Below are 21,899 nucleotides of genomic sequence, written 5' to 3' on the forward strand. Positions count from 1 at the left end.
CGGCGACGATCGCGATCAACGGCACCCGGCATACGTTCCCGCCGCAGGTCGAACCCGAGATCCGCGAGATTCTGAATCGAATTTCAGTCCGGTGACTCACGCACTAACGAAATGAGCCAACTCAGGTGGGTTGGGGGTGTGTGCGTGGTGGTTTCATAGAGTTACGGCGGTTATAGCGATGGGGAAACGCCCGGTCCCATTCCGAACCCGGAAGCTAAGCCTGTCTGCGCCGATGGTACTGCACTCGTCAGGGTGTGGGAGAGTAGGACGCCGCCGAACACCCGTTTGCGAAGGGGGACCCATTAGTGGGTCCCCCTTCGTTGTTTTCCGGAGTCTTCCGGATGAGTTTCCGTCTAGCCAATGTGTCCCTGGTGGGACGCCCGTTCCGGACTGAAAATGGTGTGGTGGTCACCCGTCGACGCCGTTTTCCCTATGGTCCTTCGAGGCCGTCGTCTAGCCGGGCGTTGGGAGTCACCCCGTGGGCCCTTCACTGTTGCCGCTGTTGTCGAGCACGAGGATTAGATTCTGTTCTGCCCTGGCGACCCCCACGGGCGACCACCCTGATCAATCGGTGTGAGTCGGTGAGGAGAACACGATGCTGATCGAGTCCCATGACGAGGAACAGATCATCGCCCGCGTCGCCGCCCTCGATATCGGCAAGGCCGAGGTGGTGTGCTGTATCCGCGTCCCGGCAGACGGTGACCGCAAGAAGCGGTTACAGGAAGTATCGACGCATACGACAATGACCCGGGCGCTGACCGAGCTGGCGAATCATCTCGTCGATCTGGGTGTCGAGCGGGTGGTGATGGAAGCAACCTCAGATTATTGGAAACCGGTCTTCTACCTTTTGGAGGCGCACGGACTCGAGCCGTGGCTGGTCAACGCCCGCGACGTCAAGCACCTGCCCGGCCGGCCGAAGACCGATGTGCTCGATTCGGTGTGGTTGTGCAAGGTCGCCGAACGGCAGATGCTGCGACCGAGTTTCGTGCCGCCCCGCCCGATCCGTCAGTTGCGGGACCTGACCCGCTACCGCATCGATCTCGTCGGTGCCCGCACAGCGGAGAAGAACCGGGTCGAGAAACTACTCGAGGACGCCTGCATCAAACTCTCCGTCGTCGCCTCGGACATCTTCGGTGTCTCCGGCCGGGAGATGATGGCCGCGTTGATCGCCGGCGAGCGGGACCCGAAAGTCCTCGCGCAGCTCGCGCGTTCACGAATGCGAGCGAAGATCGGCCTGCTCGAGGAAGCATTCAACGGCCACTTCGACGACCACCACCGGTTCCTGCTCACGCGGATGCTGGGCCGGATCGACGCGATCGATGCCGACATCGCCGCGGTCGACGCCCAGATCGAGGCGAATCTGGCCCCTTTCGAGCAGGCGGCGGCCCGTCTCGATGACATCCCGGGTGTCGGGGCGGTGGCCGCCGCGATCATCCTCGCCGAGATCGGGGTGGACATGTCCCGGTTCCCCACCGCCGGGCACTTGTGCTCGTGGGCGAAGTTCTCCCCGGGCATCAACTCCTCCGCGGGCAAGAACACGGGCAACGGTTCGACCGGGCACGGCAACCGGTATCTCGCCCGGGTCCTCGGGGAGGCCGCTGTCATCGCCGGCAGGACCGATACGTTTCTCGGTGCCCGGTATCGGCGGATCGCCAAACGACGCGGCAAGAAACGGGCCATCGTCGCCGTCGGCCGGTCCATTCTGGTGATTGTCTGGCATCTGCTCGCCGACGAGGATGCGGTCTTCGTCGATCTCGGTGTCGATCATTTCGTTCGTCATCTCAATCCGGACACGAAGAAACGCAACCATGTTCGTCAACTCGAAGCTCTCGGGTACTGCGTCACCCTGACCCCGGCCGCTTGAGCCGCACAACGACACAGCCGGCTCCGCTGCGCTCCGCCGGCAACGGGCTGGTGTCCGGACCCGTGCGTCGGTCACCTCATTTTCGGATTAGCGCGCGCCGACTATATCGGCCGCCGGTCATTCGGAGCTGGTTCACTGCGACCGCGGCCTCATCGGCACGGCTGCACCGTGATGCCCCAGCAGGTGCTCCTTGCCGGGGGCATCCGGACCTTCTTCCTCGACCACATCGAGTAGGGCCCACCCTGCAAGTGTTGGTCGCTGAAAGTGTGTGGGGGACCTGCTGATGCGGATCCCCCACACACTTTTCCCATCCCCCGAGTGACGACTCCCATCACGGTCGCCACGTGCCTCCCCGCTTTCGGGTCAGAGGTACCAACCGCCTCAGAGGTACCAACCGCCGTTGACGCCGATGATCTGACCGGTGATGAAGCCGGCATCGTCAGAGCAGAGGAACGCGGTTGCTGCTGCGACGTCGTGCGGTGTTCCCGTCCGGCGCACAGGCGTCATGCTGGCGAGTGCTTCGAAGTTGATCAGCATCTCGCCGGATTCCTCGGCTGCCCGCGCCATCGGAGTATCGATGATGGACGGCGGAATCGTGTTGGCAGTGATGCCTTTCGGTGACAACTCATATGCCAGGGCCTTCGTGAGCGCGATGACTCCGCCCTTCGATGCGACGTAGTGCGCACGGTCGGGAGCGCCGGACTGCGCGCTGGACGACGAGATCGTGATGATTCGACCCCACCCTGCCTCGATCATGTCGGGTACCGCCGACTGCACGCTGTTGAATGTGCCGGTGAGGTTGACGTCGATGATGCGTTTCCAGTCGGCGAGATCGATGTCGGTGAACGAAGCAGTGGCCTCGATTCCGGCGCTCGTGACCATGATCTTCACGGCGCCGAGTTCAGCGCGGACCTTCTCCAATGCGGCGTCCACTCCGGGCCGATCGACGACGTCGACCTCGAATGCTCGGGCGGTCGCGCCCTGTTCGTTCAGCTCCTCGGCGGCCTTCTGGGCCGCAGCGCCGCTCCGGTCGAGCAAAGCGACAGGGTGGTGCAGTGCGGCGAGCTGACGGGCGACGGAGAGTCCGATGCCGGAGCCTGCGCCGGTGACGACTGCGACCCTGTTCGTCGCCTCGACGCTGTTGGTGTTGTCGACCATGTGGAAGTTCGTCCTTTCAGCCGACGGGAGTGAATTCGAGGTGGAGTTCAGCGAGGCCGCGGAGAATGTACGTCGGTTCGTACCTGAACTCCCGCTCGTGTGCCGGACCGTGCTCGGCCTCCGAGACCCGGAGGTCATGCATGCGGTCGAGAATCCGCTCGATAGTGACGCGTGCCTCGACGCGTGCCAATGGTCCGCCGGGGCATGAATGGACACCTCGGCCGAAGGCGATGTGTTCGCGTGCGTTCTCTCGATCGATTCGGAGCTCATGGGGCTTCTCGAATCGGGCGGGGTCTCGATTGGCTGCGGGCAGCGACACCATGACCACCGTGCCGGCCGGGATCTCCACGTCGCCAACCGTCGTCGTCTTACGTGCCAGGCGGAAGTCGCTCTTGACGGGGCCCTCCATACGAAGCATTTCCTCGATGAACGGAGGGATCAGGCTGCGGTCCTCGCGAAGCTGCTTCTGGAGATCGTGGTTCTCGGCGATCTGGAGCAGCATCGAGGTGATGAGCCGCGCTGTGGTGTCCTGGCCGGCTCCGAAAAGGAAGGTGGCGATCCGGACGAGTTCGACCACGTCGGGGACTTTCCCATCGGGGTACTTCGCGTCGGCCAGAATCGTGAGGGCGTCGGCACGCGGTTCGCGTCGGCGATCTTCGAGGAACTCCGTGAACTTCTCGTCCAGGAACTCGAGAGGGTTGGTGCCCAGTGATTCGCCTTCGGTCGAACCGACCTTCTGCGCGTTGAGGTGTCGCGCGAACGACTCATGGTGCTCGGCGGGCACACCGAGGAGATCGGCGATCGTCAACAGGGCGAACGGCACCCCGTAGCCGAAGAGTGCCTCGAACTTGCCGGACGCATGGAACTGATCGATCAGCCGATCGGAGAGTGCCCACATGAAGTGTTCGTTCTCGTCGAGCCTGCGCGGTGTGAACAGGCCGCTCACCAGCCGTCGAGTCCGCGAATGCTGCGGCGGATCCATGGTGACCAGATGCTCGTACATCGGAAACTGTTCGCGGTGTGCGTCGATCTGCCCGTTGATGTCGTCGCCGTCCACCGTGAACGGTAGCGGCGGGAAGGGGCCGATCGGCGCGACGATATTGGAGAAGTTCGCTGTATCGCGAAGTACCGCCAGGACTTCGTCGTATCCGGTGACTGCGATGACGTTCTGTGAGGCTTCCAGTCGTCGCACCGGGCACTTCGAGCGGTGATGGTCGAAGAACGGGTGCGGGTCGGCGACGAAGGACGGATCTGTGAAGTAGTCCTTCGTATCGAAGTCGTTCAAGTCGAGCCTCCTGGAGGGCCTATGCATTGCATAAAACATTGCAGTGCAACTAGATTCGGTGCAGTTGGCGCGCGAGGGCCTGGGCTGAGGGGTGTGACCTCCGAGCGCTGTGCACCTGCCTAGCATTGTTCGTGTCATGGATAACACATGGCGCTGGATATGGTCAACATCACATAAGTTATCCGCGTTAGGATGTCGCAAAGTTGCAGCCGTGCAGCTGGTGAATCGGAGGTTGATGGATGGCGTCGTCGCGCAGGCTCGGTGCACCGGATGCGAAGAATCGAACGGTCCTGCTCGATGCAGCCGAGGCGTTGATGATCGAAAAGGGATACGCTGCAGTGACATCCAGAAAAGTCGCTGATCGGGCCGGTTTGAAGCCGCAATTGGTGCACTACTACTTCAGGACGATGGACGACCTGTTCCTGGAGATCTTCCGCCGCCGCGCCGAGGAGGGCTTGGTCGTTCAGGCCGAGCTGATGAACGCACCCAACCCGCTGCGGGCGCTGTGGGACTTCAGCACGAACCCCGCCGGAGTCGCCGTGACCATGGAGTTCATCGCCATGTCGCGCCACCGTGAGGCCTTGCGGGCGGAGATTGCGAACTATTCCGAACAGTTCCGCGCAGGCCAGCGAGAGGCGCTCGACAAGATCCTCGACCGCGTGAATCTCTCCGAGAAGGTCCATCCGGTCGTGGTCTCGGTGCTCATGACCAGCTTGTCGCGAGTACTGGTCATGGAAGATTCCCTGGGTGTGACAGGCGGACATGCTGAGACGGTCGAACTCGTCGAGTGGGTACTGAGTAAATTCGACTGATCTCCATCTCTGCAGGTAGGCGCATATATAACAGCGCTTATCCAGTTGTCTTCGGCACCGATTCGTAAAGCATCATTGCAATTACGAGAACTCTCTTCTACTTTGATGCATGTCAGATGCTCGTTCGTAGAGTGACCGGTTCGGCCGAGGGTGTCGGGGGTGTTCGGCCGGGGCGTCCGGTTTCGGCCGCATCCTGTCTGCTGGTTCTTCGTGATGGGTCGGAATCGCGCCTGGTGTGAAAATTGAGATCTATTTGCGCACGCGCACAGCATCTTTCGTACAGAGTATGAGCGACGGCCGACCTGATATCGGCTGCGCACTTCTAATTCTTCCGCTCGCGAAGGGGATCGACTGTGGCAGAAGAGGGTTCCACTTCCACGCATGAGCAGTCCGCCACTGATGAGATCGACGACTGGGCACGGGGGTATGTTCGACGACACCCCGTGGCCGCCCTCGCAACAGTGGGGGAACAATGCAAGCTCGGAGTCCGAACCGTCCAATACCTCATGGTGGACATCGCGACCCTTCGGTTCCCTTTCGCGGAGTTCATCCGCCAGGCGGCATTCATGGCGTCGGCGTCTGCGCTGCCCACGATGTTCGTTGCGATTCCGATCGGAGTGACCCTCTCCATCCAGTTCGGGTTGCTCGCCGGACAGGTCGGAGCGACATCACTGGCGGGGGCGGCGAGTGGTCTTGCCGTGATCAAGCAGGGCGCACCGATGGTCGCGGCACTGTTGATGGCGTCGGCGGCCGGCTCGGCTGTGTGTGCGGATCTCGGTTCGCGCAAGATCAGGGACGAGATCGATGCTCTCGAAGTGATGGGGATCTCGGTGATCAGGAGGCTGGTGGTTCCGCGGTTCGCCGCCGCGATCCTGGTCGGTCTCGCATTGACCGGACTCGTGTGCTTCGTCGGATTTCTGTCCGGATACCTTTTCAACACGTTCGTGATGAACGGGACGCCGGGTAGCTTCGTCGCCACCTTTGCTTCCTTCGCAACCGTCGGCGACTTCGTTCTCACGATGATCAAGGCGATGGTGTTCGGAGCGATCGTCGCGGTGGTCGAGTGTCAGAAGGGACTGTCGACCAGTGGCGGCCCGGCCGGCGTGGCGAACTCGGTGAATGCCACAGTGGTCGCGTCGATCCTTCTCCTGATGGTCGTCAATGTCGCCTTCACACAGCTGTACGTACTGCTGTTCCCGCGGACGGGGTTCTGAGTGGCTTCCCGCTATTTCCCGCCGGGCATAAGGCCGATCGTCACCGCGGTCAGAAGTCAGGCGACAGTGATCGCCCGACTCGGGCACATGGTGACCTTCCTGATGCGAGCACTCGCTGCGATCCCCACCACGCTGAGGCACTACAGGAAAGAGTTCCTTCGGATTCTCTCCGATGTGACGTGGGGGAACGGCTCGCTCGTCGTCGGTGGCGGCACGGCCGGCGTGATCATCGTGCTCGGCGCAGCTGCCGGTGCGATCGTGGCGATCGAGGGATACAACGCGCTGCACCTGCTCGGTCTCGAGCCCGCGACCGGGATGATCTCGTCCACGGCCACGACCCGTGAACTCGCGCCCATCATGGCGTCGCTGGCCTTTGCGGCGCAGGCCGGGTGCCGTTTCACCGCCCAACTCGGTGCGATGCGGATCTCCGAGGAGATCGACGCGATGGAGACGCTCGCGATCCGCTCCATACCGTTCCTCGTCACCACGCGACTCTTGGCGTCGGTGGTGGCGGTGATACCTCTCTATCTCGTCTGCCTGGCGGTCAACTACGTTGCGGTGCAGGTCGTGATCGGCATGGCGGGCGGCGTGTCGTCCGGAACCTACGACCACTATTTCTCATTGGTGCTCAGCGGGTCCGACGTCCTCTACTCACTGCTCAAGACCATCCTCTTCGTCATCATCACGACGACCATCCAGTGCTACTACGGTTACTACGCCGCCGGAGGCCCCCAGGGCGTCGGTACTGCGGCCGGGCGGGCGATGCGTGCAAGCATCTCGTCGATGATCGTGATGAATTTGCTTTTGACGCTTCTATTCTGGGGCCTGGGCTCCGGGGCGAGGCTCGGGGGATAGCCGATGTCGTTTCTGCTGGAGAGCGAGCCGAACCGGGTGACGGTGCGCGCGCTTGTGCTGCGAGGGGTGATCGCACTCGCAGTGGCGGTGCTGCTGGTCGCCGGGATCCTCGCCAAGATGAACGGTGCGTTCGACAAGAGCTACCACGTTGCCGCAGCGCTCACGGACGTCGGCGACGGCCTGCCTGCGAGATCCGACGTCAAGTTCCGGGGTGTCCTGGTCGGGCAGGTCGACGATGTCGTCATGGCCGAGGGCGGCGGACGCAATCTGGTGAACATCGCGATTCGTCCCGAATATCTCGATGGAATCCCTGCGACAGTGACCGCGCGCGTGGTGCCGAGCAACGTCTTCGCTGTCTCGTCGGTCCAGTTGGTCGACAACGGCCCCGCCCCCCATCTCGCCGAGGGGGCAACGATCCCTCAGGACGAAAGCTTGTCCACGGTGCAGCTACAAACGGCACTGACCAAGCTTCGCGACCTCACAGCCGCGACAGCGCGTCTCAGCTCTCAGGAAACCCTCGGCGTCCTTGCCACCGTTGCGCAGGCCACCGACCGGAGGGGAGACGATATCGTCAGTGCGGGAGCGCAATTGCAGCGTATCGTGCACGCGGTCGGTGCCGTCGTGACCCCGGACGGCAGCCCGTCGACATTGTCCGCGCTGGCGGATGCAGTGGAGGGCCTGCAGCATTCGGCACCGGAACTGCTCGATGCCGTCAACCATGCTGTCGTGCCCATGCGGACGATTGCTGAGAAGCGGGAGCAGCTCTCGACACTGTTCTTCGGAAGTGCCAACACGCTCTCGACCATGGCGACGTCGCTGGAGAACAACTCCGACCGAATCGTCGGCATCACCACCCAACTCGAACCCGTGCTCGGAGTGGTCGCCGACGGTGCCCACGAGTTCACACCGATCGTCACCAGGATGAACTGGATCTCGGGGAAGTGGTGGACGGAGTTCTGGCCGGTCGGCCAGCAGAACGGAACGGGCAAGTTCGTCTTCCAGGCGACACCGCACATCTCGTACACGCGCACCGATTGTCCCCGGTACGGAGATCTGGCCGGGCCCAGCTGCGCCACGGCTCCGGACACGGGCGCTCCACCTGTGGCCGAACAACTCGGTTCGACACGCACGGTCGAGCGAACTCCTATAGGAGGCAACGTGGGTCAGGTCGGTGCACCCGCGGAGAAGGACATCGTCGATCAGATACTCGGCGGTGACTTCGGCGGGGCGGCCGACCTCCTACTGGGGCCCATCACACGCGGCGTCGACATCCGAGTGACCCCCGAGACGGACGGAGGTTCACGATGACGATACGGAAACCGTTGATCGGGCTTATCGTGTTCCTGCTGATCTCGGCGGGGTTGACCTGGCCGGTCGTGGTAACCCTGCAGCGAGGAGTGCAGGGCTCTACGAGTTCCTATTCTGCAATGTTCAGCGATGTATCCGGTTTGCGTGTGGGCGACGACGTCCGGATGGCCGGCGTGCGAGTGGGCAGGGTCGACTCGATCTCACTCGACGAGACGGTTGCGCGGGTCGGGTTCAGCATCGACTCGTCCCAGCAGGTGTTCGCGAACACGGAGGCTGCGATCACCTATCAGAGCATCATCGGCCAGCGCTATCTGGGGCTTTCTCTGGGGCAGAACCCGGATACCGCAATCCTCGAAGCCGGCGCCGAGATCCCGCTCGAGCAAACGGAGCCGTCATTCGATATCTCAGTGTTACTCAATGGTTTCGAGCCGCTGTTCAGTGTGCTCGACCCGGAACAGGTAGACAACATTACGGCCTCGGTGATCGCCGCGCTCCAGGGCGACAGTGGATCCGTGACCACCCTTGTGGCCGAGACGTCGAGGCTTGCAGAGTCGATGGCCGAACCGGACCGCATCCTCGGCGACATCATCGTCAACCTGGACGGCATCATCTCCGATCTCGCGTCGCAGAGTGGTGAGATCGACTCGGTGATCACCGGTGCCCATTCGATCTTCGCGGAGTTGAACGCCAGGCGTCCGGAACTGGTCGGTTCTCTCGACAGGATTGCGACCACGACAGACAGTCTTGCAGCACTCACCGGCGAAGTGCAGCCGGACTTGCAAGAACTCCTGCGCAGGCAACCCGGTTTCACCGGACACTTCGTCGACACCAAACCATCGTGGGAGTACTTCGGATTCAATCTCCCCGGCCTACTCAAGGGGTTGGCCCGTGTGAGCGAGGACGGTTCTTACCTGAACGCCTACCTGTGCAACATCAACGCAACGCTCGTTCCCGAGTTGAGCCATGTCATCCCGGCGATCGTGGCAGGTGCCACGCCCGGCGGCGAAATCAAGCAATCCCCGATTTGTAGGTGACGGCCATGACACGGACACGAACCACATACGCTCGGAAGTTCCGGCTGCGACCGGTTGAGTCGTACCATTCTGTCTCCCTGGGCATCGTGACGGTCGCGATGATTGTCGCAGTACTGGTCGCGATGGTAGGGATAGCAGACCTGGGGATCGGAAAGTCGACCTATGAAGCGGAATTCGTGCAGGCGGCTCAGATCGCGCCGGGGGATGGGGTGACGGTGGCGGGGATCCAGGTGGGTACGGTCGAAGGCGCGCGACTCGAGGGTGATCACGTGGTTGTCGAGATGAAGATCGACAACGGTGTGAACTTGGGTACCGACACGGTCGCGTCGATCAAACTCACCACGCTGCTCGGGTCGCGCTATGTGGAGTTACGCCCGGCAGGCGAGGGCAGCATCCCGGACAAGAGGATCAGGCTGTCCAATACCGTGGTCCCCTATGACCTCCAAACTGTTCTCGCCGACGCGACAACGACCTTCGAGCGGGTCGACGCGGAACGACTGGGTGCAACGCTGACCGAACTCGCCGGGGAGCTGGACGATCTTCCAGCGCTGATGCCGCAGGCCCTGGAGAACGTCGAGAGCCTTTCGAAGGTCGTAGCAGACCGACGCGATCAGGTCGGATCTCTCGTCACCGCAACCTACGAACTCACGGAGATCATCCGTGCCCAGCAGGGCGACCTCGGTTCGCTGGTACGAGACAGTAGTGACATGGTGAACGAGCTGGCTCTTCGGCAGAATCTGGTCGAACGGTTGTTGTCGTCCACCACCGGCCTTGTGCAACAGCTGCATACGATCGTAGTCGACGATCGCGCGTCGCTCGACGCATTGATTTCCGATCTCGACTCGATGCTGCAGAGCCTGGGCAACCAGGATGCATTGCTCCGTAACATTCTTCAGATTCTCCCGGTACCCATCCGCAACTTCACGAACGCGACCGGCACCGGACCCGAATTGGATTTCACTTCCGTTGCCGGCCCGTTCATCGACTCCTGGATGTGCGCGATCAGCGGCAACGCGGAACTGCATTCGCTCCCGCCCTATTTCGAGGACTGCCAATGAGGATGCGTAGATGGCTGTCGATCGCGGCGGTGATCGCCGTTGTCGCAGGGATCGTGTTTCTCGGGGCTCGATCGTGGTTCGCCGGCAACGATGAGATTACCGTCACTGCGAAGTTCGACAACGGCGCGGGGCTCTACGTCGGGAACACCGTGGCGGTGCTGGGTCTCGAGGTCGGCCGTGTGACCGCGATCGAACCACAGGGGACCCACGTGGCGGTGACGATGAATATCGACGGTGACATGGAGATTCCGTCCGATGCGCAAGCAGTCGCGGTCTCGACATCGGTACTCACCGACAGGCACGTGGAGCTGACTCCGGTGTATCGCGGCGGCGACACCCTCGAGGATGAGGCCGTGATCGGACTCGAGCGGACCCGCACCCCCATCGAGTTCGACCGGCTTATCGCCATGGCCGACACCATGGCGCTCGAACTCCAAGGCGACGGCGAGGGCAATGGAGCCGTCGCTGAACTCCTCAGCGCGGGCGCCTCAATGACCGACGGGCAAGGTAGCAGTATCCGATCTGCGCTCGGAACATTGTCGGAGGCTTTGAAGATCGGGCCCGACGGGGGGACGCAGACCCGCAACGAACTGACCGCGATCGTCGACAATCTCGCAGTGCTGTCCGAGGCTGCGGCAGTCAACGATCAGGATATCCGTGAGTTCGGTGCAGTGACCAACCAACTCAGTGCCGTGCTGGCCGAATCCGGAATAGGCCTCGGCGACACCGGATCCATGATCAACGACATTCTGCTGCAGACGAATGATCTGCTGACAGCCAACCGCGGTGCGGTGCAGGCGACGGCGACGAACGCCGAGACGCTCACCCGCGCGCTTGCCGACTATCAGCGGGAGATCGGAGAGTTCTTGGACTTGACTCCGCTCCTGCTGAACAACGCATACCACGTCATGGATCGGGAGAACGGTGGAGCCCGCGTACACGGACTGCTCGAGCGGGTCGCTCTCGATGGGCAATTGGTCAAGGAGGTCTGCAATCTCATGGGAATGCGGGATCTGGGTTGTGACACCGGCACAGTCAGCGACCTCGGCCCGGATTTCGGGATGTCGGGGATGCTCGAAGGACTTGCGGGGATGCACCAGTGAATCTCAGGATCAGACGAGGTGTAGGCGCTGCCTGCGTGATGGTTGCGGTGTCGTCGACCGTGGCCTGCTCGGTGGGGCTGGAACAGCTTCCGCTGCCGGCTCCGGGTTTGAGTGGTGACTCGTACATGCTCATGGCAACATTCGAGAACGCGTTGAACCTCCCGACGAAGGCCAAGGTCAAGCTCGATGGCGTCGATGTCGGCGAGGTCGAATCGATGGCGGTGGAGGGATACCAGGCAATCGTGACCATGCGCATCGCGGAGGGGGTCGTGGTGCCCGCCGGCAGCGGTGCCGAATTGCGCTCGGCGACCCCGCTGGGTGATGTCTTCATTGCGCTACAGGCACCCGAAGGAGCGGCTGTGGCCGCACCTCCACTCGGCGACGGCGACGCAATTCCGATCGCAGACACTTCGGCTGCCGCAACAATCGAGGAGTTGCTCTCGACCGCATCGGTCCTCGTCAATGGAGGTGCAGTGCGTAACCTCACCAAGATCGTGAACGGCCTCGGTCAAGCCGTCGACGGACGGGGTGCGAACATCGAGAGCCTTCTCGACGAGTCTGCTCGCCTGGTTGCCCAACTCGGAGCGCGTTCCGCCGAGATCGAACACTCACTGGTCCAGACCGACATGCTTATCGCCACATTGGCGGAACGGAAATCGACGATCCGCGAGGTGGTTGCCGCGGCCGGTCCGGCGCTCGAGGTCGTCGCCGGGGACACGGCGGAGATACTCGACCTCGTGACCCAGGTGGATCGGATCAGTGCGCAGATGGCGAAGTTCCCGTCGGTCAACGGTACCGATACTCGGTCGATGGTCGCCGATATCAACCGGATCGCGGCCGAGCTCAACAACGCGGCGACGTCGCCCGATGCCTCACTCGAAGCGGTCAACAGCCTCTTTGCTCCGATCATGAAGACGACGAACTCGACGTCGGCGAGCGCTGACGCAGACTGGCAGCAACTCATCCTCGGTGCGATTCCGTCACCCGGACATTCCGGGGATCCCGGAAGCCGGTTGCCCGAGACGTCGGACATCGACACGATGGTGGGCGCCTTCACCCATTCCTTGCTGCGTCTGCAGGGAAGGTTGACGGGAGTGGGCGGTGAATGAGGGAATGAGAATGACAGACCGGATGGCAGCACCGGTAGTCGGTGCGGTCCGGACAGGATATCGGCATCGTCTCGGACTGTCCTTGACGGCGCTCGCAATGACTCTCGTGCTCGGAATCGCCTATCTGGTGTTCGGTGTCTTCGAACTCAATCCTGCAGACCGGAAGATCCAGGTGCAGGTGCATTTCGATCAGTCCGGCGGAATTCTCCCCGATCGCGACGTCACGTTACGCGGAGTCCCGGTGGGTCGTGTGACGTCGGTGGATCTCACTGGCGACGGTGTCGTCGCGGTCGCTTCGATCGATGCGCAGACCAAGATTCCGCAAGGAGCAGAGGTTCGTGTCGCGGGCCTGTCGCTTGCCGGGGAACAGTATCTCGACTTCCGTCCGAGCACCGATGACGGTCCGTATCTGGCAGATGGAGCTGTGATCTCGACGTCGGATACCTCGACACCGGTCCCGCTGTCCGACCTCATGCACAATCTCGATGGCATGCTCGCACAGATCGATCCAGCTGAGGTTCAGGTGATCGTCGAAGAACTGGGGGTGAGCCCCGAGGCTCCTGAGAAGCTGTCCGACATCATCGATGGAGGAACCTTCCTCATCTCGACACTCGATTCCGTGTTACCGCAGACTGTTTCGGTTCTCAATACGAGCAAGGTGGTGCTGAACACGTTGGCGGAGGGAAGCCCGGGGATGCAGACCACGTCGGCCAACCTGTCCGGCCTGCTGCAGGGTGTCGAATCGATGGATCAGGGCTTTCGGACGTTCGTCGACAACGTTCCCGGGACCCTCGGCGCAGTCGACTCGATCATCGCGGACAATTCCCCCACGATGGTGCAACTGCTCGGCAACCTTGCGACGGTCTCTCAGATGGCATACGTACGGGTGCCGGCACTGCAGGAGTTCTTCTTCCCGACCGAGCGGGACGGCTCGACACTCGAAGCCATCGGGTCGGCGTTCCGGGACGGCGGCATCTGGGCGTACGTCAACCTGTATCCGCGCTACACCTGCGACTACAACCTTCCGCGGAGGCCGCCCTCGGTGCCCGATTTTCCCGAACCCTACCTATACACCTACTGCGACAATCAGGACCCATCAGTTCTGATCCGCGGCGCACAGAACGCCCCGCGCCCGCCGGGCGAGGAAGACGAGGCCGTGATTCCGCCGGGTGTCGACCCGGCACGCACTGCCGACCCCACGCCGATAGGACCGCTGTCGATTCCATTGACCTACGGGGGGCCACCCGCCGAGTACATCCATCCGAGATGACCGAAGATTTCGTGCACGCCCACACTCTGGAAGGAGAACGCACATGAGCAAGACCAGTTCCACCCTGGCGGCCGACGAGCTCGCAACGGACACCGTCGATCCGGCGAATCAGGACGTCACCGAGGAAACCGGTGCCGAGAAGGTCGATCACGACAGCACCGTGCCCCAAGCCGATTCGGGTCGACGCGTGCGCCGGATCCGTACCGCCGTGCTCGTGGTGATCACCGTGGCGTCAGTGGCCTGCGCGGCGTTCTTCGCGTGGAAGGCGCACGAGGTCAGGTCCGTCAACGCAGCGGCGGCAGAGGCGCTTGTGACCGCGCAGGAGTACGCCGTGACGCTGACCTCGGTCAGCCCGGGCGAACTCGACAGCAACTTCGATGCAGTGCTGGACGGCGCCACCGGCGAGTTCAAGGAGATGTACGCGCAGTCGAGCGGGGAACTGCGCCAACTCCTCGTCGACAACAACGCGCAGGCAGAAGGCACGGTGGTCGAAGCCGGCGTCAAGTCGGCGACGACCGATCGTGTCGAGGTGTTGCTGTTCATCGATCAGACGGTGACGAATTCCGTTGTCCCGGAACCGCGCCTCGATCGCAGTCGCGTGACCATGACTCTTGAACTCGTCGACGGTCGCTGGCTGGCTTCGCAGGTGGACCTTCCTTAGACCTAGGACAAGCGGCCGTTCGGAAGCGGGGGCAGTGCAGTGGCGCCGAGCCATGCATCCCAGAGCGGTCGTAGAGACTGATCAGTGAATCTCGTTGCCAGATCGGTCAATTGCTCGGTGGTGACGTTGGAGTGCCTGTGCTCGGCGGTCCACGTACGCAGAAGCGTGAAGAACCGCTCGTCGCCGAGTCGTAACCGCAGCGCGTGCAAGGTGAGGGCGCCGCGCTTGTAGATCCGGTCGTCGAACATGTCCTTCGGGCCGGGGTCGCCGAGGAGGATGTCCTGCGGGAGGCGGGCAAGTCTGGTGTGCGCATGCCGTGCGTGTTCGTGCGCCGATGGTCCTCCGGAGTTCTCCGCCCACAACCACTCCGCGTAACACGCAAAGCCTTCGTGCAGCCAGATGTCCTTCCATCGCTTCAAGGTCAGGCTGTTGCCGAACCACTGGTGCGCCAGCTCGTGCGCGACCAGCCGTTCCTCGTCGCGATTGCCACTGCAGAAGTTCGCGCCGAAGACCGACATTCCCTGGGATTCGATCGGAATCTCGAGGTCGTCGTCGGTGACGAGCGCGGTGTAGTGCGAGAACGGATACGGTCCGAACAGTCGCGTGAACACTTCGATCATCTGCGGCTGACGTCCGAAGTCCTTGTCGAACTTGGCGCGCAGCCGGGGCGGATGCACTGCGAACTGCGGTACCGGCGACGACGCGACCTTGCGGACCTCGTAGTTCCCGATCTGGACACTCGCGAGATAGGTCGACATCGGTTCGGGCTGCTCGTACACCCAGGTGGTGCGACTGGCCTTCGTCGTCTTGCGGAGCAACGTCCCGTTGGAGATGGCGTGGAACGGTGCATCCGTAGTGATCGAGACGCGGTAGGTGGCCTTCGAACCGGGATGGTCGTCGCACGGAAACCACGTAGGTGCGCCGTTCGGCTGGCTTGCGACCAGCGAACCCTCGTCGAGTTCTTCCCAGCCGACCTCACCCCACATGGTGTGCCGCGGGGTAGGGGTTCCGGAGTACTGGATCGTGAACGTGAGAACCGCTCCGACCGGGACGGTCTGCGACGACGTGACCGTCAGCTTGTCGTTGCGGTGGGTGAACTTCGAAGGGCGACGTCCGTTCAGCGCCACCTTGGTCACGCGCATCGCCTGCGCGAGGTCGAGTGTGTACTTCGCGCGCACATCGGTGGTGGTGGCGATGATGGTGGCGCGACCGTCGAGCCGGTTGGCGATCACCTTGTACGTCAGGTCCAGTTCGTACCGCGACACGAGATACCCACGGTTCCCGCTTTGGGGGAGATACGGGTCGAGGGGGCGGTCGGGCCCGGTGGGCGCTACGGGTTTCGCCGGCTTGAGCGGCTTCATCGCGGTGACCAATCACCAGGTCGGGACCACGGCGCGATGGGATTACCCTGCCAGCGGGTGGAGGGCGGAACCACGTCGCCGCGCATCACGAGGGACGCAGGTCCGACTGTGGCGCCGGCGCCGATCCCCGATGCGGGCAACGCGACACATTGCGGGCCGAGCGTGGCGCCGGCTTCGAGGGTCACGGTGTCCATGGACATGATCCGATCATGGAACAGGTGGGTTTGAACCACGCACCCCCTCTCCACGGTCGCGCCGGGTCCCAAAGTGACGAGGTCGGCCTCCGGCAACCAGTAACTTTCGCACCACACACCACGGCCGATCTTCGCGCCGAGGCCACGCAACCACAGGTTCATCACGGCGGTACCGGGAGTCGCCTGGCCGAACCACGGCGCGGCGACCATCTCGACGAAGGTATCGGACACCTCGTTGCGCCACACGAATGAACTCCACAGCGGGTGTTCCTCGTTCCCGATTCGCCCGACGATGACCCACTTCGCTGCGATGGTGATGATGCACGCGACCGCACCGGCGGCCATCAGCACGAGTCCACTGACCAGCGCCGCGGCCCAGTAGCCGATGTGGACGGCAATGGAATTCAGTGAGAACAGGACCAACAGCCCGATCCCGAACGTGACCATCATCGGAACGAGACGGAAGGTCTCGACGACCCCGCGCGCGACCTTCAGCTTCAGCGGCGGCTCGAACGTGCGACTCGAATCGGACTCGCCGGAGGCCCGGCGTAATCGCACCGGGGGACTGCCGAGCCACGACGAACCCGACTTCGCCTTCTCCGGTGCCGCCGAGAGGACCGCGACCAGACCGTGCTTCGGCACGCGCCGACCGGGTGCGGCCATGCCCGAGTTTCCGAGGAAGGCCCGCTTGCCGACCTTGGCGCGAGAAATGTACAGCCAGCCGCCGCCGAGTTCGTATGAGGCGACCATGGTGTCATCGGCGAGGAACGCCCCGTCCGCGACCTTGGTGAACTTGGGAACCATGAGGACCGTGGAGGCTTCTACGTCCTTGCCGATGTCGGCGCCGAGCAGCCGCAGCCAGATCGGGGTGAGCATCGACGCGTAGAGCGGGAACAGGAAGGTGCGCGAGGAATCCATCAGGCGTTCGGTGGCCCACACCTGCCATCCGACACGGCTTCGGACCGGGTGCCAGCCTTCGGTCATGCCGATCGACAGCAGTCGCACGGTGATCAAGGTCAGCACCGCGAAGACTGCCATGGTGACGATCCCGCCGGCCGGGAGCATCGCAAGGGAGCGGACCACGGCGTCGGAAACGCTTGCGGTGTCCTTCACCCACCAGACGAGCAACGCCACACCCGCGGCGATCGACAGGATCGGAAGTCCTGCGAGGAGGATCGACGTCACGCCGAAGATGGGAACCCAGCGGGCCCCGCGCGGCGGATCCTCGGACGGCCATTGCGGCTCGGCCTTTCCGGTCTTCTGTGCGGGCGAACCGGCCCAATGCTGCGCTGCCTTGACGCGGCCGAACACGGCCGAGCCGGCAGCGACCTCGGCGTTCTTGCCCACGCGTGAACCCGGGGCGAGGAACGAACGCGCACCGATCGAGGCACCGGCTCCGATGCGGATGCTCCCGATGTGGACGACGTCGCCATCCACCCAGTACCCCGAGAGATCCACCTCGGGCTCGATCGAGCAGCCGTCGCCGAGTTCGAGCATCCCGGTAACCGGGGGAAGGGTGTGCAGGTCGACGCCCTGGCCGATCTTCGCGCCCAGCGCCCGCGCGTACTGACGCATCCACGGTGCACCCGAAAGGTTGGTTGCGCCGGACGCCTCCGACAGCCGCTGCGCGGTCCACAAACGCAGGTGGGCGGCGCCGCCGCGGGGATAACTCCCCGGCTTCAGCCCGCGCAGGAGCAGCCGGGCGCCCAGGACTGCGGTGCTCATCCGGCCGAGCGGCGAAAGGAACACGACGATGCCTGCCGAGACCCACCACCACGACAACGTCACCGTCCACGGAACATCGGTGGCCATCGCGATGATGTTGTTCAGGATCGCGAGCCACGTGATCCATTGGAGGCCGGTCAGCGTCGTGAGGGGCACTGTCGCGGCGAGCTGGAGGCACTGCGCCCATCGCGACACAGGGGCGACCTCGCGCGGTGCCGCGGTCTCCGTCGGGGCGAGTTCGTCGAGATAGGCGGCGAGGGACCCGAGCCGAGGTCGGTCGTAGAGCTCGGCGACCGTCATCTCGGGATAGCGCTCACGCAGTGCGGTGACGAGCTGCGCGGCGGACAGGGAACCTCCGCCGAGTTCGAAGAAGTCGTCGTCGAGCCCCTCGATTCGGGCGCCGAGCAGGGAAGACCACAGTGCCGCGACCCATTCGGCGGTCGGAGGGAGACCGAGGGCCTCCACCGAATCGGCGTCGGCGCCGGGCAGCGGCCACGGCAGGGCGCTCCGATCTACCTTCCCGGACGTGCGAGTGGGCAGTTCGTCGACGAGCGCGAGACGCGGCACGAGTGCGGCGGGAAGCTGTTCGGACAGCAGGTCGTGTGCCGATGCCACGTCGAAGTCGGGGTCGGTCGAGGCGATGTAGCCGACGAGGATCGAGCTTCCGGCCGAGGTCTTGCGGACCGCACACGCACCACCGGCGACACCGGGCAGATTCTGCAGGGCATTGTCGACCTCGCCGAGCTCGATGCGGCGCCCACCGATCTTGACCTGGTCGTCGGCGCGGCCCTGGAAGAGGAGTCCGGCAATGTCGAGTACGACGAGGTCGCCGCTGCGGTATGCGCGGTCCCAGCCGAGGGTCGGCATGGGGGCGTATTTCTCGGCGTCCTTCGCCGGGTCCAGGTAGCGGGCAAGCCCGACACCGCCGATCACGAGTTCGCCTGCCTGCCCTTCGGCAACGGGATTGCCCTCGGCATCGACGACCGCCAGATCCCAGCCGTCGAGTGGCAGACCGATACGGATCGGACCGGTGCCGTCCATGATGGCCGCGCAGGCGACCACGGTGGCTTCGGTGGGGCCGTACGTGTTCCATACCTCGCGCCCCGGTACCGCGAGCCGCTCGGCGAGGTCGGGCGGGCATGCCTCTCCGCCGAAAATGAGCAGACGCACCGCTTCGAGCGCCTCGCCGGGCCACATCGCTGCGAGGGTCGGGACCGTGGAGACGACGTTGATGTTGCGCGAGACCAGCCATGGGCCGAGGTCCATACCGGAGCGCACCAGTGAACGCGGCGCAGGCACGAGGCACGCGCCGTGCCGCCAGGCCAGCCACATCTCCTCACACGACGCGTCGAAGGCGACGGAAAGACCGGCGAGTACCCGGTCGCGGGAGCCGAGCGGTTCGTCCTGGCAGAACAGGTTCGCTTCGGCATCGACGAAGGCTGCGGCGTTGCGGTGTGTGACGGCGACGCCCTTGGGGGTGCCGGTGGAACCGGAGGTGAAGATGATCCACGCGTCGTCGTCGAGGGTCGGCTTGCGCACGTCCGGTTCGTCGGCCGGTGGTGCAGTTCCGGGACCGATCCCCGCGTCCGTGACGATGGCTGTGACCTTCGCCTCGGAGAAGACCAGCTCGGCGCGTTCGTCGGGATCGTCGGCGTCCACCGGGACGTAGGCGGCACCCGCCTCGAGAATGGAGAGGATCGTGACGTAGAGGTCCTTGGACCCGGACGACATTCGCACCCCGACGCGATCGCCGGCGCCCACACCGGCCTCCGCGAGTCCGCGGGCTCCCGCGACCATGAGGTCGAGCAGTTCGGAGTACTCGAGCATCGTGGTGCCGTCGTCGATCGCGGGTGCGTGTGGGTGCGATTCGGCGGTGGCGTGCAGTACGTCGACGAGTGTGCGTGGCGCGGGTGCATGCGATCCGCGCAGGAAGATTTCCGGTACGAGCGACGTGTCGTCGGCTGCGGGCGGGGGTTGAGCAGACAATCCGCTGTCCTTCTACTCGGTTGGGCGATCCGGTTTATCTCACGTGAAGGTGGACGGCAGATGAATTTCCGGTGCGTTCGAATCGGAGGTCGTACGGTGTTGCATCACGCATCAGAGCAAAGCATGGTGGCGACTTCTGCGCAGGTCAGAAGGAGGAACTCACTTCCGCGCGAGATCGGGGGACGGGCCTCGATCGGGTATCGACTTGACACGAAGTGTGCCCGGTGTCATTGTCTTCGGCAGGTCATGAGTACCAGCGTCAAGCCCCGGCTCGCTGGTCGGCAACCCTCCGCCGCGGTGGGGTGCTCCGGGTGACGACCTGGCTGACGTACCGAACCTGGGCGCAGCAAGCGCGGACTCCGCCGGCGAACGATTCACCATCGTCGTGGCGATCACCGACGGGTCCCTGATACACAAGGGAAATTCGTCATGACTGTTGCTACCGCCACCTGTATCTCTCCCTTTGCTCGCGTGTCGGGCTGTGACGTGCAGGTTCCTCTCGTGCAGGGCGGGACCTGCACCTACGCGAACTTCGATTATGCGGCCAGCGCACCGGCTCTCGCGAGCGTCACGGACCGTATCTCCGAACTGTTGCCGTTCTACGCGAGCGTGCACCGCGGCGCGGGATACGCATCGCGTATCAGCACCACGAGCTACGAGGATTCACGCGAGTCGGTTTCCCGGTTCGTCGGCGCCGACGAGGACCAGGTCGTGGTCTTCACCCGCAACACCACGGATTCGATCAACCTGCTGGCCGGTGCAGTCCCCGGCGACGTCGTGGTGCTCGACATCGAGCATCATGCGAACCTGTTGCCGTGGAAGAACACTCGTGTGGTCGAAGCTGCGGATTCGGTCTCGGAGACCGTCTGGCGGATCGCCGTCGAGCTCGAGCGTGCGCCGGCGGCACTGCTCGCCATCACGGGAGCCTCCAATGTGACCGGCGAGGTGCTTCCGATCGCCGAACTCGCCGATCTCGCCCACGCGTGCGGTGCGCGGATCTTCGTCGACGGTGCCCAGCTGGTTCCGCATCGTCGCGTCGATCTTGCTGAGCTGGGCGTCGACTACCTCGCGTTCTCGGGCCACAAGCTGTATGCACCGTTCGGTGCCGGGGTGCTTGTCGGGCGTCGTGACTGGCTCGATGAGGCGGAGCCGTACCTCGCCGGGGGCGGCGCGGTGCGCGAGGTCGCCCTCGATCACACCGAGTGGGCGTGCGCACCCGCGCGCCATGAGGCCGGATCCCCGAATGTGCTGGGGGTCGCGGCGATCGCCGCCGCGTGCGACACCCTCGCATCACACGACGCTGAGGCAGCCGCGCGTCATGAGGAGCTGTTGTGCGCGCAGCTCGTCGAGGGCCTGCGCGACATCTACGGCGTGGAAATCCTTCGCCTGTGGGATGATTCGACGGACTGCGTCGGAATCGTCACCTTCGGTATCGAGGGTTTCGAGCCCGGTGAGATCGCCGCCTATCTCTCGGCCGAACACGGCATCGGGGTTCGCGACGGCCGCTTCTGCGCCCACCCGTTGCTCGCCCGCGTGGGCCTTCCCGGTGGTGCGGTGCGCGCATCCCTGGGGCTGGGAAGCTCCTCGGCAGACGTCGACCGTCTGCTCGCGGCGCTTCGGCAGCTGGTGGCGGATGGGCCGTCGTGGTCGTACGCCAAGGCAGACGGAGCCTGGAGCCCGTCGCCGGAGACCCGTCCCGGTCTCACGCAGTCGGGCGACGGTGCTGCGGAGTGCGTCTGACGATCGCCGTTGCGATCGACAATTCCCCACAAGATCAGTAGGATTTACGTCATGGCAGTGTGGAGTTCGGCAGAGGCAGCGGTGCAGTGGTGCCGTCGTCACGTCGATCTGTGCCGCACGGCCTCCTGCATCTGTTCGGACTGACGAGGTTCCCGTTCCCCT

Annotated in this window: 17 protein-coding genes, 1 rRNA gene and 1 riboswitch; of the genes, 14 read left to right on the top strand and 4 right to left on the bottom strand. The window is 63.9% G+C overall.

The genetic code is table 11. From position 1 onward, the window contains the following. Positions 1-162: 162 nt before the first annotated feature. Together rrf and Q7514_RS14325 are read left to right on the top strand one after the other, a co-directional pair. Positions 163-279, top strand: a 5S ribosomal RNA gene (gene rrf, locus Q7514_RS14320). A 316-nt stretch (positions 280-595) separates the two neighbouring features. Further along, a complete protein-coding gene (locus tag Q7514_RS14325; protein ID WP_330133946.1) occupies positions 596-1,864 on the top strand; it encodes an IS110 family RNA-guided transposase in 1,269 nt (422 codons plus the stop codon). Positions 1,865-2,245: 381 nt separating this feature from the next. On the opposite strand, the gene Q7514_RS14330 is transcribed toward Q7514_RS14325, so the two are convergent. Both Q7514_RS14330 and Q7514_RS14335 read right to left on the bottom strand, forming a co-directional pair. Continuing rightward, entirely contained in the window at positions 2,246-3,022 is a 777-nt protein-coding gene (locus tag Q7514_RS14330) for an SDR family NAD(P)-dependent oxidoreductase (protein WP_330133947.1), read from the bottom strand. 16 nt (positions 3,023-3,038) lie between these two features. Next, entirely contained in the window at positions 3,039-4,307 is a 1,269-nt protein-coding gene (locus Q7514_RS14335; protein WP_330133948.1) for a cytochrome P450, read from the bottom strand. A gap of 239 nt (positions 4,308-4,546) precedes the next feature. Here Q7514_RS14335 and Q7514_RS14340 point away from each other — a divergent pair, with 239 nt between their 5' ends. The 10 genes from Q7514_RS14340 (at position 4,547) to Q7514_RS14385 (ending at position 14,731) form a co-directional block, all read left to right on the top strand. After that, a complete protein-coding gene (locus Q7514_RS14340) occupies positions 4,547-5,119 on the top strand; it encodes a TetR/AcrR family transcriptional regulator (protein WP_330133949.1) in 573 nt (190 codons plus the stop codon). Between the two features lie 353 nt (positions 5,120-5,472). Then, positions 5,473-6,333, top strand: coding sequence for an MlaE family ABC transporter permease (locus tag Q7514_RS14345; RefSeq protein ID WP_330133950.1), 861 nt, complete (start codon positions 5,473-5,475; stop codon positions 6,331-6,333). Further along, positions 6,334-7,188 (top strand): ABC transporter permease, encoded by an 855-nt coding sequence (locus Q7514_RS14350; RefSeq protein WP_330133951.1) that lies wholly within the window; start codon positions 6,334-6,336, stop codon positions 7,186-7,188. A gap of 3 nt (positions 7,189-7,191) precedes the next feature. Further along, positions 7,192-8,496 carry an MlaD family protein gene (locus Q7514_RS14355; RefSeq protein ID WP_330133952.1) on the top strand — a complete coding sequence of 435 codons (1,305 nt, stop codon included), beginning with the start codon at positions 7,192-7,194 and terminating at the stop codon, positions 8,494-8,496. Continuing rightward, positions 8,493-9,530 carry an MlaD family protein gene (locus Q7514_RS14360; RefSeq protein ID WP_330133953.1) on the top strand — a complete coding sequence of 346 codons (1,038 nt, stop codon included), beginning with the start codon at positions 8,493-8,495 and terminating at the stop codon, positions 9,528-9,530. The genes Q7514_RS14355 and Q7514_RS14360 overlap by 4 nt, the downstream gene beginning before the upstream one ends. A 5-nt stretch (positions 9,531-9,535) precedes the next feature. Beyond that, positions 9,536-10,588: an MCE family protein gene (locus tag Q7514_RS14365; protein WP_330133954.1), complete on the top strand. Its 1,053-nt coding sequence runs from the start codon at positions 9,536-9,538 to the stop codon at positions 10,586-10,588. Next, positions 10,585-11,691: an MCE family protein gene (locus Q7514_RS14370; protein ID WP_330133955.1), complete on the top strand. Its 1,107-nt coding sequence runs from the start codon at positions 10,585-10,587 to the stop codon at positions 11,689-11,691. The genes Q7514_RS14365 and Q7514_RS14370 overlap by 4 nt, the downstream gene beginning before the upstream one ends. Further along, complete coding sequence (locus tag Q7514_RS14375) at positions 11,688-12,800, top strand: MCE family protein (RefSeq protein WP_330133956.1); 1,113 nt, start codon at positions 11,688-11,690, stop codon at positions 12,798-12,800. Before Q7514_RS14370 ends, Q7514_RS14375 begins: the two co-directional genes overlap by 4 nt. A 10-nt stretch (positions 12,801-12,810) precedes the next feature. Then, positions 12,811-14,070: an MlaD family protein gene (locus Q7514_RS14380; RefSeq protein WP_330133957.1), complete on the top strand. Its 1,260-nt coding sequence runs from the start codon at positions 12,811-12,813 to the stop codon at positions 14,068-14,070. Positions 14,071-14,113: 43 nt separating this feature from the next. Then, on the top strand, positions 14,114-14,731 hold the full coding sequence (locus Q7514_RS14385) for a hypothetical protein (protein WP_330133958.1): 618 nt from the start codon (positions 14,114-14,116) through the stop codon (positions 14,729-14,731). 2 nt (positions 14,732-14,733) lie between these two features. Here the strand turns inward: Q7514_RS14385 and Q7514_RS14390 are convergent, their stop codons facing one another. Further along, a complete protein-coding gene (locus Q7514_RS14390; protein WP_330133959.1) occupies positions 14,734-16,092 on the bottom strand; it encodes a M1 family metallopeptidase in 1,359 nt (452 codons plus the stop codon). After that, the gene (locus Q7514_RS14395) at positions 16,089-19,997 is read right to left on the bottom strand and encodes a Pls/PosA family non-ribosomal peptide synthetase (RefSeq protein ID WP_330133960.1); all 3,909 of its coding nucleotides are present in this window, start codon (positions 19,995-19,997) and stop codon (positions 16,089-16,091) included. The genes Q7514_RS14390 and Q7514_RS14395 overlap by 4 nt, the downstream gene beginning before the upstream one ends. Before the next feature lie 242 nt (positions 19,998-20,239). Continuing rightward, positions 20,240-20,356: riboswitch (SAM riboswitch) on the top strand. 70 nt (positions 20,357-20,426) lie between these two features. Here Q7514_RS14395 and Q7514_RS14400 point away from each other — a divergent pair. Together Q7514_RS14400 and Q7514_RS33195 are read left to right on the top strand one after the other, a co-directional pair. Next, positions 20,427-21,737 carry an aminotransferase class V-fold PLP-dependent enzyme gene (locus Q7514_RS14400; protein ID WP_330133961.1) on the top strand — a complete coding sequence of 437 codons (1,311 nt, stop codon included), beginning with the start codon at positions 20,427-20,429 and terminating at the stop codon, positions 21,735-21,737. Positions 21,738-21,788: 51 nt separating this feature from the next. After that, entirely contained in the window at positions 21,789-21,881 is a 93-nt protein-coding gene (locus Q7514_RS33195; protein WP_408016094.1) for a putative leader peptide, read from the top strand. The last annotated feature ends 18 nt before the right edge of the window (positions 21,882-21,899 follow it).

The sequence above is a fragment of the Rhodococcus artemisiae genome (genome assembly GCF_036327795.1).
GTDB classification, from domain to species: Bacteria; Actinomycetota; Actinomycetes; order Mycobacteriales; family Mycobacteriaceae; genus Rhodococcus; species Rhodococcus artemisiae.